Genomic DNA, 13,983 nt, shown 5'->3' with positions numbered 1-13,983 from the left:
TTCCACTGCATGACATCTAGCGAAGGCAACGCCACCCCCGCCTACGATCGCCACGCCCTTCAGGACCAACTGCGTCGCGATGGTCGCCGAGGGATTGCACCAGCGGGCACTGCATCGCAGCCAGGAAGCGCTGAGCAACGGCGCTCTTCGTCCACTCAGTACGGACATCGAGACCTGGAGCGGCAGCGGAGACAGCGGCTTTGAAATCCGCCATCTGGTGGGTGCCCCTCCTCGACACCTGAGAGCTGCCGGCCCGAAACCCAATCCATTCCTCCCGTGGGATCAGCGCCTTGAAATCACAGGCGTCGGCGACGAGCACGTCCTGATCCTCAACAAATATCCAGTGCAACTGGGGCACATGTTGCTGATCAGCCGCGGCTGGCAACCCCAGATCGGCTGGTTATCGCTGTTGGATTGGACGGCGGTGTGCCAAGTCCATCAGGACACAGCTGGGCTCTGGTTCTTCAACAGCGGGCCCCAGGCTGGAGCCAGCCAACCCCATCGCCATCTGCAGCTGTTGCCAAGGGAGGCCGGCGATCGACTCTGTCCCCGAGAGCCGTGGTTTCAGAACCACTTGATCAACGGGAACAGAACAACGCCCATGGACAGCCTCAGCAACAGCATTCGCATCAAACTGCTGCCTGCAACGTGGTCCGGTTCAGCACTCGTCGAGATCTACCTCGAGCTCTGTCTCCAGAGCGGCCTGGGTTCACCAGAGCAGGTTGGGCAACCATTGCATCCCTACAACCTTCTGATCAGTGATCGCTGGATGGGCTTGGTCAAACGGGCACGTGATGAGATGCATGGATACAGCGTCAACGCCCTTGGCTTTGCGGGATATCTGCTGAGCACGGAGCGATCAGATCGGACCTGGTTGGCAGCCAACGGCCCCGAAGCCTTGCTCAGGGGTGTGGTCGCCACAGATCCGTGATGCCACGGATGAATCGGCCACCTGGACTATGCATGGCTTGAACAACAGACGGGAAAGGAAATCCCGGATCTTTTTTGTTCATGCCCAATTCCAAAGTTCATCGGCGCAACCAACTGGTTGAACGTCATCTCGACCTGGCCCTTCGTCTGGCCAGAAGCTTTTCCCAACGCACTGGTCTTGACCAGGATGACCTCTTTCAGGTGGCCGTTCTTGGTCTGATCAAAGCAACCAAGACCTACAGAAGTGCACCAACGTGCCCTTTGAGGCCTTCGCCAGGACCCATGCCCGAGGGGCGATTCTTCACTACTTACGCGACAGCGTTGCCCTGGTTCGACTGCCACGACGCCTTGAGGAAGAAGCGCAACGGCTGTGTCAAACCAGTGCTCCACAGAACAGTCATGAGCAGTGGGTTCAGGCGACCTATCGAGCAAAAAACCGCTGGCAACCCTTGCCGATGAATCTTCAGGCACCAGCGAAGACAGGATTGTCGATGATGCTCAACGCCGAACGGAGAGAAACCGTTCAACAAGCCTTCGCTGGGCTTGCTGCCAAAGACAGACAAGCCGTGAATGCAGTCGTGATCGAAGGGCGCAGACTGCGCAACGTTGGCAGCAGCCTTGGCGTTTCAGCCATGACTGTCCAACGTCGGGTCTAGCGAGGTCTCAAGCAGTTGGAGCTGAAGCTGAGCGACCTGCAACCGGCCGATTAGGCGTCGCGCTGCATCTGATCATGAAGCGTGCCGATGGTGGCATTCAGAGCGGCGAGCTGTCGCTCCAATCCATCCCGCCAGAACATCAACATGGCCATCTTGCGCTCCTGATGCTGACGTCTCCGTTGCTGGTGATCGGAGCTTCCGTTGCAGCAAAACGGAGGAAGCATGGTTGAAGGGATAACTGGACGAATTCTGGCGAATTCACCATGGTCCCGTGAGTCGCTCTTGGCTTGGCTTGCACGGATCCGACGCTTACCGTGAGGCACCTTCGCCAGCAGTACTTCAGCCGAACCCCGACTGAAGGCCGTCTCATGAGGCTCGGACGCGTCCCACTTCAAGTCCTGGCCTGTGTCGCAACTGCGACATGCAGCACTGTGCTTGTGCGCCCTGCCTCGGCCTACGTCGCGCTGATGTCAGGCCAGAGGGCCAAGCCGCTCAATGGCTCCTTCAACCGGGTTCCCGTTCTTCATTCCAATCAGCCTGAAATCGTCAAAGGGCCGGGAATCCTTGTCACGACTGCCCCCGGAACGTCCATCGCTGCGGAAACCAACCGTCCGCTGCGAAATGCGCAATTCACCTTCAACGGCGACTTCGGGGTGCACATGCACCACAAGTACTACCCCTCCGATGCCAAGAAACTGGGGGGACGCAAAAAGCGAGGTCTTCTGACCCTTGGCCTGATCGCCATCAATCCTCGAGAGCGTCCGGTGACGCTGACCTTCTCCAGTGGATCAGTCAAAAACAGTTTTGAGGCCCCATACCTTCCCAACAACCTGATGGGGGTCAAACCCCTCGGAAAGCGACCCTGGAACACGGGTCCGGGTGATGCGACAGCCGTGCAGATGTTGCGCGAAGAACTGGATCGCAAGCTGCGGCCATCAATCGTGATTCCACCCCGTTCCAGCAAAGTCGTCGTCAGCACCGATCTGCCGGCACGAGGCATCGCCAATGGGTTGCTCCAGGGTCGCAGCGATGGTCCCTTTCAATTAGCTGTCGTCGCAGCTGAAGAGAAGCAGAGCGAACATGCTCTTCTATCGGTTCTCCGGCGAGGCCGACTGGCGCCTGGACGCATCTACCTCAACCGCATTCGGGACATTCAATCGGGTGAGGTCTTCTCCCGTGTCGCCGGTGTCGCCATTGGTGACAAGTACGCCGCCAACATTGATCACAACCTCAACCAAGGCCCACTGCATGTGCCTCTGACCAGCACATCACGCCATCATTTCGGGACCCGTGATGTTCAGGTGAATCCCTTGACCACCCGGATGGTCGACTCAGCTTTGAACAATGTCGGAACTTATGGAGTCCGCTACGACGTCACCTTGAATCTCAAAGGACAGGGAGTCCACCAGCTGGTGATGAGCCACCCGGTTGTCTCTGGGAAAAAGCCCTTCACAGCGTTTCGCGGCTCGATCAGAATTCAGCAGGGTGACGCTGTGGAAGAGGTCCATGTGGGCCTTCGAGCCGGCGAAAGTCTCGCCTTGTCGGACCTTCGCTTGAAACCAGGTGACAGCAATCCCGTCAAGGTCAGCCTGGTGTATCCCGCCGATGCGACGCCAGGTCATCTGCTGAGTGTGGTCCCCGTCCAGCAGCTGGCAACGCTGCATCAGCGGCAGAAAAAGCAAAAGGCGGCTCAGGAGACATTGGCCGCTCAGAAAAAAGAGCGCAAGGTGATGCCCAACCTGGCTCCACCCGCTGCGATAGAGCCCATCAACGAACAGGAGACGGCACCCGTCAAAGTTGTTACACCGGCTGCCGAACCGATCCAACAACCCGCTCCTGTCAGAGCGGGGCCTGCCACTCCCCCCCCACCACTACCAGCCATCCTTCCCCTCCCCTCACCTCGTTACACCGATGCCATTCGCAGTCAGCAGCAATGGCTTCGCCAGCTTCAGGGTCGATAACCTTCCGGCAGCAAGGTTGATCGTTTGCCCGACGAGGAATCCAGGTCGAAATCCATCACGCTCAAGCTTCCGAGTCGCCAGGTCTCGTTGATCGACCAGTTGAAACGGGAATATGGCGTTCGATCCAGAGGGCAGGTGCTGGAGATACTGCTTGATGGAATCCTGGGTGACGTGGACCAGAGCGAGTCGGGGTCCCTCGACGGCAGCGATGAGCAGGTGGGTGCGGCTGAAGACGAGGTCAGCACCGATGTCACCAGCCTGGTGTTGATCGAATCCCCCACGGAGCGTCATCAACCGCAGCCTGCAGCTCCTGCTTCTTCGTCCAATACAGGCGGGATCGATCTTCCCGGCTTCGTGAGCCGGCGGACCAGTCAGCTCCGAGACACGCTTCAAGCGCCGAAGCAATCCAGATCATCCGGAGACGCCCCATTGCTCGCCTCTGTTGCGCTCCAGGATCTGCAAGCCGCTGCCCAGGCAGCCGACGACCACTGGTCATCCCTGTATGGCCAGGCCCCAGGAGAGACCGTGGTGGAAGCAGCCATGCTCTGGCTGGCCAGGGATCTTTGGAGCAACCTGGATGCCAGTGAAGGCCGCGCTTTCACCTGGTCTGCTGCGAATGCAGCGATGGAGGAGCTCTGCCCTGAGTGGACCGCAGCAGCTCCATCCCTCGGACGCGTGATGGTTGTGGCCGGTGCCCTGGAGGACCCATTTGCAACGGCGGGTCTCTCGGAACGGATGCCAACCCTGGTGAGGCGATTTGTGAATCGGTTCCGCCGCAGCCGCCAGGTCACCTCGTTCGAAACGCTGGAATCCACGATGACCGTGCACGGCGCGTTGAAGCTGCTCGGCCTATCCACACAAGCCGGCGCCTCCGTCACACTGGCGGCGATCCGAGAGGCTTACAAAACTCAGGCACGCGAGGCCCATCCGGACTCTGGAGGATCCACGGACAGCATGCGCCGGCTGAACGAGGCCTATCGGCTGCTGCGCGAGCTATACCGCCAAACCTGAGTCATAGGTCTTATCTAAGACTCTTAGCTAGACCAATGAATAATCCAAGGCAAGATTTCTGAGACTTGGCTACTTTTTTCGCGCGACCCCGCAGGCAGCGATCGCGCCTTGAAGTCACCGCTTCAGGCTGTCTCAGAATGGTCTACAAATGAGTCGCGAAAGGCGTCGCAGAAGAGACTGGTGAGTAAGTTTTAACATCTAAATTCTGATCATTTTTATGGATCATGCTGCGCAAATGTCTGCTGCCGATGTCTCGTGATGCAAAAAACATTGTTTTAAGGCTTTGCCCGGCCCCCGTTCGAGCTAATGCATGTCCCGGTCCTGTCCAGCCCGCCTGGACAACTGATAAAACCCCTTGAACGCCTGCATTCTCAGTCCTGCGTACCTGCTGTAGACACAGTGACGCAAGCTTTGTTCCCGAAAATCCTGGAACGCTCGGCGACAATCGTTGCTGATCTCTAGTAAGTCGCATGCTGCGTCTTGAAAAGAGACTCAATCAAAACGAGCGAGCGAGACACCTGTCGCATTAAAAAACCCCTGGACGCATGATGCGACCAGGGGCGAGTCTTGCTTGAGACAGAAGAACGAATCAGGTGGAGGTCTGCATCCCCTGGATCAGGAAATCGAAGTAGGGAGCTGCCAGCTTCACCTGCGCATCGGACAACAACGCCAGGGAGGCAACCTTCATGGTCTTCATGGCCTCCACCATGCCGGGCATCGGGACCCCAAGGCTGTTGTACATCTCACGGGCACCCACCAGACCGATGTCCTGGATCATTTCTGTGCTGCCAGCCAGAACCCCGTAGGTGACCAGTCGCAGGTACCAGCTGTAATCCCGCAGACACTGGGCACGTTGTTTCTGCCCGTAGGCGTTGCCACCCGGAGCCACGTACTCGGGCTTGCGGCCGAACAGTTGCTTCGCGGATTCATCAACGATCTTCTTTTCGTTGTCCGTCAGCACCTTGACGACGGACACGCGCATGGCGCCCTGCTCCAGGAAGGCAACCATGCTTTGCAGTTCACCACTGGTCGGGTACCGCAGATCCTCATCGGCCTGAAGGATGAGATCCCGGACAACACTCATGGAACTGAACAGGCTTCGTGGAGTTTAGTGGTCTCAAGTGGGTCAACCGTCCGGTGACGACCCTGGTGTTACGCCATTGCAATGCCTGAGACCAACGGCGCAGACGCTGATTCCAACAGCCCACGGCCTGGTCTTCGCATGGACCTGCAGGCCATCGATCTGGATCGTGATGGCCACGGCCTTGCCCGTTGGCAGGGGTGGGTGGTCGTGGTGCCAGGACTGCTGCCCGGGGAGCGAGCCAGCGTGCAGCTCCAACAACGGCAGAAGTCCCGATGGCTGAGTCGAATCAGTGAACGTCTGACCAGCTCACCGGAACGACGCCGCCCTCCTTGCATCCTGGCCCACGACTGTGGTGGCTGCACACTGCAGCACCTTGAGGAAACTGCCCAGCGCGACTGGAAGCAGGATCAGCTCCGTCAGACACTGCTGCGGATCGGGGAGATCGACCATCCCCAGGCTCCTGTCCAGACGGATCAGCGTGGTCTCGGCTATCGCAACCGCGGGCTGATCCCCCTCCGCCGCGGGGAGGATGGCCGTCTGCGCATGGGCTACTTCCGCCGCGGCAGCCACCGCATCGTCAATCTGTCCCGCTGCCCCGTCCTGGACCCACGGCTGGATGCCCTGGTCGAGCCCCTGAAGCGAGATCTGGATGGCAGTGGCCTTGCGGCTGATCACGATCTCAGCCAATCCCAGGGACTTCGGCACCTGGGACTGCGGATGGGTCATCACACCGGCGAGGTGTTGATCACTCTCGTCAGTAGCCACCCGCTCCCTGGACTGAAACGACTGGCCCAGCAGTGGATCCAACGCTGGGATCAGGTCAAAGGTGTCACCTTGAATCTGCAGCCCCGCCGCACCAACCAGATCCTTGGGTCGACCACCACTGTTCTGGCGGGGGATCCCACGATTCGTGAGCAGTTCTGCGGGCTTGAGCTGCAGCTCAGCACCACCACCTTTTTCCAGATCAACACGCCCCAGGCCGAAGCCATCGTGGAGTGCCTGGTGCATTGGCTGCACCAGGCGGCGCAGCATGGGCCAATCGTGGATGCCTACTGCGGCATCGGCACCATCAGCCTGCCGCTTGCGGCACGCGGGCATCGTGTCGTGGGCATTGAGATCAATCCCGACTCCATCGAGCAGGCCGATCGCAATGCCACTGTCAACGGTCTGGGCCCGCTGACCCGCTTCGAGGCCGGCGACGTGGCCGACCTGCTCAAGCAAACCCTGCCGGGTTGTTCAGCCCTGGTGGTCGATCCACCGCGACGCGGTCTTGAGTCCACTGTGGTGGCGGCGATCCTGAGGGACCCACCGCCCCTGCTGGCCTATCTCAGTTGTGACATGGCCACCCAGGCCAGGGATCTGAAACGGTTGCTCCAGCCAGAGGGCCCGTACCAGTTGGATCAGCTGCAGCCCGTGGATTTCTTTCCCCAGACCACCCATCTGGAAAACCTGGCTTTTCTACGGCGTATCAGCTCCTGAGCTCGGCCCCGTGCTGCTTGGCGAGGGCCTGGCGGACCTTGTCGTGCACCGGTTGGACTTGCTCATCGGTGAGTGTCTCCGACTTGTGTCGATAACGCAGGCGGAACGCCTGGCTGGCCTTGTTCTCTCCCAGTTGCTCCCCTTCAAACCGATCGATCAGCGTCACCGCCTCCAGAAGCGGTTTGCCCGCCTTGCGGATGGACTGCATCAAATCGGATGCGGCGACAGCGCGGTCCACGACCACCGCCAGATCCCGTTCACTGGCCGGCACCGTTGGGAAGGCCTTGAAGGCCGGAATCCAGCGGTTGGTCCGCGTGGCCGCCTCCACCAGGCGAGTCAGATCAAGTTCAAACAGATAGGTGGCCTCCGGTAGATCACGGGATTCCGCCAACTCCGGGTGGAGCTGACCAAAACAGCCGAGGGGACGACCCTCCAGCACGAGGGTGGCAGCACGGCCGGGGTGCAGGCGCGGATCGTCGGTGAGGCGTCGGTCCGACAGGTCCAGTTTCAGTGCCCGCATCACCTCCGTCAGTCGTCCGCGAGCGGTGTAGTAGTCGGGAGGTGAGGGTTTGCCGCTGGTGGTCCAGCGTTCCAGGCGTTGCTCTCCGCAGATCACGCCGGAGAGACACCGTGATTCCTGCACCGCTTCTGCACTGCCGGCATAGGTGGTACCCAGCTCGAAGATCCAGCAGCCCGACTGGGAGGCCTTCAGGTTGCGGACACACACATCCAGGTGTTCCTCCCACAGGTTGGTGCGCAGGTGACTGGTTTCCGCCAGTAACGGATTACTGATGGCGATGCGAGGGTCACTGTCGCTGGCACCCACCAGGGAAAGGGTGGTTATTTCCTGAAGGCCAGCACCGCAGAACAAGGTCCGAAGCCTTCGTTCCGCCTGCTGCGCCGGAGTGAGGGCGCCAGGCGACAGCGGATCCGGCAGATGAGCACCGAAGCGATCAAAGCCGACGAGGCGGGCCACTTCTTCGATCAGATCGATTTCCCGGGCCAGATCCAGGCGTCGCGAGGGAGGGGCTGTGACATTCCAACCCTCATCACAGGCGTTGAGCTCACAACCGAGGGCCGTCAGGCACTGCTCAATCACAGCGTCAGGAAGATCGGAGCTGCCCTCATCCCCTTCCAGGGGGCCGAGCAACTGATGCAAAGCATCCCGGCGCAACAGAACCGCACTGGCGTCGCCAGCGCTGTCACCACAGACCCAGAGCCCTTTGGCTTCACACGGGAACAGGTCTTTCAGCAGCTCCAGCGCTCGGATCGAACAGGCCAGGGTCATCTCCCTGGGCAGGCCCTTCTCGAAACGAGCGCTGGCATCCGTCCGCAGACCGACGGAACGGGCTGTCGTGCGAACGGATGCAGGGCTGAACATGGCGGACTCCAGCCAGATTCGCGTTGTTGAGGCCGTGATACCCGAGGCCTTGCTGCCCATCACACCAGCCAGAGCGATCGAGAGGTCATGACAGGTCACCACCTGTGCCCGGGGGTCGAGGCTGAGCTCCCGGTCATCTAGGCCGATGAAGGCTTCGCCCTCACGGGCCTGCCGCAGCCCGAAACTGGCGGCGCTCACCGACTTGCCGGTGAGCTGTTCCAGTGCGTCCGCATCGAAGGCATGCAGGGGCTGGCCCTGCTCCAACATCACCACGTTGGTGACGTCCACCACGGCATTCACACGGTTGATGCCGGCCCGTTCCAGACGTTGCTGAACCCAAGCCGGAGAGACCAGCGAGCCGTCAACGCCCTCGATCAGCGAAATCCCGTATAAACCGCCGGCCTGCATGGCCTCAGCACTGGCGGCCGTCGCCTGCAAAACCTCATGGGCAGGGTTCAGAGTCAGATCCGGCAGCGTCAGCTCAGCCCCCGTGAGGGCCGCCACCTCCCTTGCGATGCCCACCATCGACAGACCATCCGGTCGGTTGGCGGTGATCGCCAGCTCCAGGACGGTGTCATCCAGACCGAGCATGGGAGCAACCGGTTTCCCGAGGGCGGGAAGGTCTGTGGTGATGGCATCTAGTTCTGCGATGCCATCGGACTCCGTCGCCAGCCCGAGTTCCGAGAGGGAGCAGATCATGCCGTTGCTGCTGACTCCCCTCAATTCCCCTGCCTTGATGGTGAGATTCACGGCCGGCAACACCGCCCCCACCATGGCCACAGGCACATGCAGTCCAGCGCGGACATTCTTGGCTCCGCAGACGATCTGAACCAGATCATCGGCACCGACATCCACCTGACAGACGCTGAGCTTGTCGGCATTGGGGTGCTTCTCGCGTTCCTTCACCAGACCCACCACCACGCCCTTGGCCCGGGCGCTCAGATCCTCGATCTCCTCCTCCTCAAATCCCGCCATCGACAGACGGTGGGCCAGTTCTTCGACAGAGCCCGTCAGCTGAACCAGTTGCTTGAGCCAAGAGAAGGAGACCCGCATGAAGCCAGCGTGGACGGCGCGTGATCTTAGGAAGTGCGGATGAATCGTCCTGGCTTCATCGACAGGTAAGCTCTTTGTTTGTCAATCGCTTCGCACTGCGGCGCAACGTCCTTTATGGCCAAGAACAAGGGCGTCCGGATCGTGATCACTCTCGAGTGCACTGAATGCCGGTCCAATCCCGCCAAGCGTTCCCCCGGCGTGTCCCGCTACACGACCGAGAAGAACCGCCGGAACACCACCGAACGGCTGGAGATCAAGAAGTTCTGTCCCCACTGCAACAAGATGACTCCCCACAAGGAGATCAAGTGATCTTGCAGTTTCGATTCTCTTCCAACCGTTCCTGACCCATGTCCAGCTCCTTCTTCAAGAAGCGCCTTTCTCCGATCAAACCCGGCGATCCCATCGATTACAAAGATGTGGATCTGCTCAAGAAATTCATCACCGAGCGGGGCAAGATCCTTCCTCGCCGTCTCACCGGCCTCACTGCCAAACAGCAGCGTGATCTCACCAACGCTGTGAAGCGTGCTCGCATCGTTGCTCTGCTGCCCTTCGTGAACCCCGAGGGCTGATCGCATCAGCCTTGGCGAACGATTTCCACGCTGACGACATCGTCGGCGTTCTGGTTAAGGGTCAGCCCCTCATCGGCCGCCTGCTGTCCGTCAAGGGCAGCAAGGCGGTCTTGACGTTTGGTGGTCAACGGCGCGATCAGGAGATTCCGCTCCGGGAGCTGGTTTCCTGCGGCGAGCTGATCGAGACCGTCCGTCGATCCGTGCTGCCCACTCCGAAGCAGTTCCAGACCCTTGTTCTGGCACCACGGGTCTGTGCCGAAGCCTGGTGGCTCCTGGTGAGTGATGCCACCGATGACAGCCTCCCCTGCATCTCCCTCGCCGATCTCACCGATCTGCTAGTGGGACAGTCTGATCTCACGGCTCTTGCTGCAGTCTGGAGCTGGGTGAACGGCCCTCAGATCTGGTTTCGTCTGCGCCGGGATCGGAGTCTTCAAGCACGTCCATTGAAGGAGATTCGCCAACAACGGATGCAACAGCGACGGGAGCGCCTGCAACAGGAGCACGATGCTCGCCAGTTGGCACTCCTCCAGGAACCGCTCCCGCTGAACGCCCAGCGGCGACAGTTGCTTGATTCAAGCTGGTCGGATCGCCTTGATCAGCTGCTTGAGCTCCATCACGATCCAGAGACCGCCCTGGACGAGGAGCCTGCCCTTGGTTTGTTGCGGTCGCTGGGGCTGCCCACTGATCGAAGAGCCCTGAAGACCTGGCTTGTGGCAAGGGATCTGCTGGATCCACACCAACCCAGCTCCCTGCGCGGCAGTGCCTGGTCCGGTCCATTCGCTCAAGGTGGTCAGGAGACCGTCGAACAACTGCTGGCCCGCGCCGGGGACATCTGTGCCGGCGATGACACCCGCGTGGATCTCACCGCACAGCGGGTGTACACCCTCGATGACGCCGCAACCCGGGAAATCGACGATGGGATGGCCCTGGAACCTGGCGATGGTGGTCCGTGGATCTGGATCCACATCGCTGATCCAGCGCGCCTGATCGAACCGGACAGCCCCCTCGACCATGAGGCCCGTCGACGGGCCACCAGCCTCTATCTGGCAGACGGTGTGATGCCGATGCTGCCGCTGGAACTGGCGACCGAAGCCCTCAGCCTCCGGGCAGGCCAGCGCTGCCCGGCTCTGAGTGTCGGGGTGCTGCTGGATGTCGATGGTGCGGTCCTTGACAGCCGCTGTCAGCGCTCCTGGGTGCAACCCCGTTATCGGCTGACCTACGAGGACGGAGATGAGCTGATTGAGCTGGCCCCCCCTGGCGATGAGGACCTCGCCCAGCTGTCGTCCCTGCTGAAGCAACGACTCCATTGGCGGCTGAGCCGTGGTGCCATCAGCTTTGATCGACAGGAAGGACGCTTCCGCCGCGGCGAGGATGGTCCGGAACTGCAGGTGATCGACCCCTCACCGGCTCGGGTGATGGTGAGCGAGGCGATGCTGCTGATGGGTGCCGTTGTGGCGGAGATCGGCCGTCGAGAAGGTTTGGCCCTCCCCTACCGCAGTCAGCCGCCAGCGGAGCTCCCCTCCGCGCAGGAGCTGGCGCAGATCCCGGAGGGCCCTGCCCGTGATGCAGCAGTGAAACGCTGTCTCAGCCGAGGTCTTCAGGGCACCACACCGATGCCGCACTTCAGCCTCGGATTGGAGGCCTACGTGCAGGCCACCTCACCCATTCGTCGTTACGCCGACCTGTTGGCCCATCGCCAATTGATTGCCTGGATGGAACAGCAGCCTGGGTTGTCGGAACCCCAGCTGCGGGAACAGCTGGATACGTTGGAGGATCCCCTGCGGCAGTCGATCCAGATCAGTCGGGAGGACCAGCGCCACTGGCAACAGGTGTGGCTTGAGCAGCATCGCGACCAGGAGTGGACCGTGCAGTTTCTGCGCTGGTTGCGCCCTCAGGACTCGTTGGCTTTGGTGCATGTTCCTGATCTAGCAATGGATCTGGTGGGCCATGCCGACGGCGTTGATCCCTCGCCTGGGCAACTGCTGACGATGACCGTCGTCCATGTCGACCCTGACCAGGGCGAGCTGAAACTGCGCTTTCACTAACGCAGCACCTGGCTGACGCGCCACCAGGGTCCCCAGGGGTTGTGGACGGCGACCAGATCCATTGGAGTTCCATCCGCAGCGGCGGACAGAACCCGTTCCACCGCCGGCTCCAGGGTGATCAGCTGCCGTCGGATCGATCCTGACTCCAGCCAGTAACGCAGTCCATCAGCGTCGCGACGGAACTGTCCCTGAAGCTGTTCTCCGTGCCGTTCGGCAGGTGTTTCAGCAGCGTCCGGCAGGGAGAGGTCAGCCCCCTGTGCCGCTTCCAGCGATCCGTCCTGCATCAAGATCTCGGGGTGTCGCAAGGACCGGTGCTGGGCCTCGAGCCAGTGCGGATGCCAGCAGGGCCAATCCCAGACGGGCATCACGGCAGCGGGTGCCTGGGGATCATCAATCAACTGCTGCTGCAGGGAATCGACGGGAAGCTCGCTGGGTTGCAGCTTCATCCGTACGGCCAGGGCTGCAGCCAATCCGGCGGCCTGGCCGATGTTGAGGATCAGCGGTTGCAGCCGGGTTGCCCCATTGGCCATGTGGCTGACGCTGAAGCACTTCTCCGCGGCGAGCAGATTGGACACATCGGCGCTCAGCAGAGCTCCAAAAGGGATGCAGAAGGGCGTGCCGGTCCAGCGCCCCCCCCAACGACAGCTTTTTGGAGCCAACGGCCAGTCCTCACCGGGGTAATGGTGGTCATTGGCGTAGGTGCCCACAGCGATGCTTGAGGAGGACAGGTGGCTGCGTCTCGCCTGAGTCGTCACCGGCAGCAGATCCCGTTCAGTGACCACCGACTGACCCCTCATCCGGCGTCCTTCCCGCCAATAGGGCATCAGAGCGAGGTGCGCTCTGGCGGAGGGGAAGGCATCACCACGGCTCAGCCAACCACCGCTGCAGCGGGAGAGCTGATCCAGGAACTGCAGGCTGTGCTGCTGCATCTCCCGATCCAGAGCCTCCCGTTCTGATGCCAGCGGCGCGATGGAACGACCCAATCCGTGATGCCAGTCGTTGCCGCCCAGAGGCCAGTTCAGCATCACCAGACCTCCCGGCAGACGTCCGTAGGTGAGCGTGCGTTCCAGGCCGACAGCCTCCAGGGCTTTGTCAAAAGGAGCGGCTGGTGCTGACAGTGCAGAGGACTCCGGAGCCGCCGCAGTCAGCTGTCCCATCACCACCCAAGTGGGCGACTGCACGGGTTGCTGACGGAAAAAAGCATCCGTTGCCAGGGCATCAGCCGAAGGGGCACTGGGTTCATTCCAGGTGTCCTTGGACTCCCAGCCCCAACGGAACGGTGCGTCCGCCAGGGCGATCAGGTCACCCAGATCACTGCCGTCGACCCAGATGCGGCTGTCCAGTCGATGCCGTTCGCCGTTGCATTCCAGATCAAGAGCCTGAATCCGGTCTCCGCGTCGATCGAGTCCCAGCAAGCAACAACCGGACCACCACTGGAGCAATGGCTCGGCTTGAACCCAGCTCTGCAACAGGTGCTCGGCTTGCTGCGGCCGGAACCCGAAACAGCTGACCCAGTTCTGATCGAGCCCTTCGGGCACGGTCGCCGCCAGGGTTCGGATGAACTGACCCCAGAGGCCCGTCTGCCAGCAGCTCAATTCGTGGCCATCGGGGGCACTCACACCGGCGGCACTCAGCATTCCCCCCAGCCACGGTCCAGGGGTCAGCAGCAGCGTCTGAGCGCCCGAGCGCGACGCCTGAACGGCAGCTGCCACGCCACCGGTGCCTCCTCCCCAGACGATCACGTCCCACGCCATACCGGCAACAGACCAGAAAAGTGAGGTCGTTAGGATCCGGCGTCGCGGTTGTGCGGCGGA

Annotated in this window: 12 protein-coding genes and 1 pseudogene; 9 read left to right on the top strand and 4 right to left on the bottom strand. The window is 61.2% G+C overall.

What is annotated here, in order from left to right; genetic code table 11:
• The first annotated feature begins 79 nt into the window (after window positions 1-79).
• The 3 genes and pseudogenes from SynA1528_RS06075 to SynA1528_RS06065 all read left to right on the top strand — a co-directional run bounded on the left by SynA1528_RS06075 (window position 80) and on the right by SynA1528_RS06065 (window position 1,586).
• A complete protein-coding gene (locus SynA1528_RS06075) occupies window positions 80-931 on the top strand; it encodes an ATP adenylyltransferase family protein (protein ID WP_186588145.1) in 852 nt (283 codons plus the stop codon).
• Window positions 932-1,011: 80 nt separating this feature from the next.
• Window positions 1,012-1,167: pseudogene (locus SynA1528_RS13330) on the top strand (sigma factor); the annotation flags it as partial.
• A 17-nt stretch (window positions 1,168-1,184) separates the two neighbouring features.
• The gene (locus tag SynA1528_RS06065; protein ID WP_186588144.1) at window positions 1,185-1,586 is read left to right on the top strand and encodes a sigma-70 family RNA polymerase sigma factor; all 402 of its coding nucleotides are present in this window, start codon (window positions 1,185-1,187) and stop codon (window positions 1,584-1,586) included.
• A gap of 50 nt (window positions 1,587-1,636) precedes the next feature.
• On the opposite strand, the gene SynA1528_RS06060 is transcribed toward SynA1528_RS06065, so the two are convergent.
• Window positions 1,637-1,810 carry a sigma factor SigF gene (locus SynA1528_RS06060; protein WP_186588143.1) on the bottom strand — a complete coding sequence of 58 codons (174 nt, stop codon included), beginning with the start codon at window positions 1,808-1,810 and terminating at the stop codon, window positions 1,637-1,639.
• A 144-nt stretch (window positions 1,811-1,954) separates the two neighbouring features.
• Here SynA1528_RS06060 and SynA1528_RS06055 point away from each other — a divergent pair, with 144 nt between their 5' ends.
• Together SynA1528_RS06055 and SynA1528_RS06050 are read left to right on the top strand one after the other, a co-directional pair.
• Window positions 1,955-3,547 carry a DUF3370 family protein gene (locus SynA1528_RS06055; protein ID WP_186588142.1) on the top strand — a complete coding sequence of 531 codons (1,593 nt, stop codon included), beginning with the start codon at window positions 1,955-1,957 and terminating at the stop codon, window positions 3,545-3,547.
• Window positions 3,548-3,571: 24 nt separating this feature from the next.
• Window positions 3,572-4,558 (top strand): molecular chaperone DnaJ, encoded by a 987-nt coding sequence (locus SynA1528_RS06050; RefSeq protein WP_186588141.1) that lies wholly within the window; start codon window positions 3,572-3,574, stop codon window positions 4,556-4,558.
• Between the two features lie 589 nt (window positions 4,559-5,147).
• On the opposite strand, the gene apcD is transcribed toward SynA1528_RS06050, so the two are convergent.
• Window positions 5,148-5,642 carry an allophycocyanin subunit alpha-B gene (gene apcD, locus SynA1528_RS06045; RefSeq protein ID WP_186588140.1) on the bottom strand — a complete coding sequence of 165 codons (495 nt, stop codon included), beginning with the start codon at window positions 5,640-5,642 and terminating at the stop codon, window positions 5,148-5,150.
• Between the two features lie 81 nt (window positions 5,643-5,723).
• On the opposite strand from apcD, the gene rlmD reads away from it, so the two are divergent.
• A complete protein-coding gene (gene rlmD / locus SynA1528_RS06040) occupies window positions 5,724-7,121 on the top strand; it encodes a 23S rRNA (uracil(1939)-C(5))-methyltransferase RlmD (RefSeq protein WP_186588139.1) in 1,398 nt (465 codons plus the stop codon).
• Here rlmD and pheT read toward each other — a convergent pair.
• The gene (gene pheT, locus SynA1528_RS06035) at window positions 7,111-9,555 is read right to left on the bottom strand and encodes a phenylalanine--tRNA ligase subunit beta (protein ID WP_186588138.1); all 2,445 of its coding nucleotides are present in this window, start codon (window positions 9,553-9,555) and stop codon (window positions 7,111-7,113) included. The two genes, rlmD and pheT, sit on opposite strands and share 11 nt — an antisense overlap.
• 114 nt (window positions 9,556-9,669) lie before the next feature.
• Here pheT and rpmG point away from each other — a divergent pair, with 114 nt between their 5' ends.
• The 3 genes from rpmG to SynA1528_RS06020 are packed head-to-tail and all read left to right on the top strand — an operon-like array spanning window position 9,670 to window position 12,169.
• Complete coding sequence (gene rpmG / locus SynA1528_RS06030; RefSeq protein ID WP_011128090.1) at window positions 9,670-9,864, top strand: 50S ribosomal protein L33; 195 nt, start codon at window positions 9,670-9,672, stop codon at window positions 9,862-9,864.
• A gap of 38 nt (window positions 9,865-9,902) precedes the next feature.
• Window positions 9,903-10,124: a 30S ribosomal protein S18 gene (rpsR, locus tag SynA1528_RS06025; protein WP_006041316.1), complete on the top strand. Its 222-nt coding sequence runs from the start codon at window positions 9,903-9,905 to the stop codon at window positions 10,122-10,124.
• 11 nt (window positions 10,125-10,135) lie between these two features.
• Window positions 10,136-12,169, top strand: a complete 2,034-nt coding sequence (locus tag SynA1528_RS06020) for a ribonuclease catalytic domain-containing protein (RefSeq protein ID WP_286187930.1) — start codon at window positions 10,136-10,138, stop codon at window positions 12,167-12,169.
• On the opposite strand, the gene SynA1528_RS06015 is transcribed toward SynA1528_RS06020, so the two are convergent.
• Window positions 12,166-13,923 (bottom strand): FAD-dependent oxidoreductase, encoded by a 1,758-nt coding sequence (locus SynA1528_RS06015; protein WP_186588137.1) that lies wholly within the window; start codon window positions 13,921-13,923, stop codon window positions 12,166-12,168. The genes SynA1528_RS06020 and SynA1528_RS06015 overlap by 4 nt on opposite strands.
• Between the last annotated feature and the right edge of the window lie 60 nt (window positions 13,924-13,983).

Origin of the sequence: Synechococcus sp. A15-28 (assembly GCF_014280175.1) — a bacterium.
Classification (GTDB): Bacteria; Cyanobacteriota; Cyanobacteriia; order PCC-6307; family Cyanobiaceae; genus Parasynechococcus.
The sequence above is the reverse complement of the archived record's forward strand: the minus strand, read 5'-3'. Positions and strand labels throughout refer to the sequence as shown.

Coding starts and splice junctions, on each gene's coding strand:
- SynA1528_RS06075 (WP_186588145.1), top strand. CDS start 80: ATGGTCGCCGAGGGATTGCACCAGCGGGCACTGCATCGCAGCCAGGAA.
- SynA1528_RS06060 (WP_186588143.1), bottom strand. CDS start 1,810: ATGCTTCCTCCGTTTTGCTGCAACGGAAGCTCCGATCACCAGCAACGG.
- SynA1528_RS06055 (WP_186588142.1), top strand. CDS start 1,955: ATGAGGCTCGGACGCGTCCCACTTCAAGTCCTGGCCTGTGTCGCAACT.
- apcD (WP_186588140.1), bottom strand. CDS start 5,642: ATGAGTGTTGTCCGGGATCTCATCCTTCAGGCCGATGAGGATCTGCGG.
- rlmD (WP_186588139.1), top strand. CDS start 5,724: ATGCCTGAGACCAACGGCGCAGACGCTGATTCCAACAGCCCACGGCCT.
- pheT (WP_186588138.1), bottom strand. CDS start 9,555: ATGCGGGTCTCCTTCTCTTGGCTCAAGCAACTGGTTCAGCTGACGGGC.
- rpmG (WP_011128090.1), top strand. CDS start 9,670: ATGGCCAAGAACAAGGGCGTCCGGATCGTGATCACTCTCGAGTGCACT.
- rpsR (WP_006041316.1), top strand. CDS start 9,903: ATGTCCAGCTCCTTCTTCAAGAAGCGCCTTTCTCCGATCAAACCCGGC.
- SynA1528_RS06015 (WP_186588137.1), bottom strand. CDS start 13,923: ATGGCGTGGGACGTGATCGTCTGGGGAGGAGGCACCGGTGGCGTGGCA.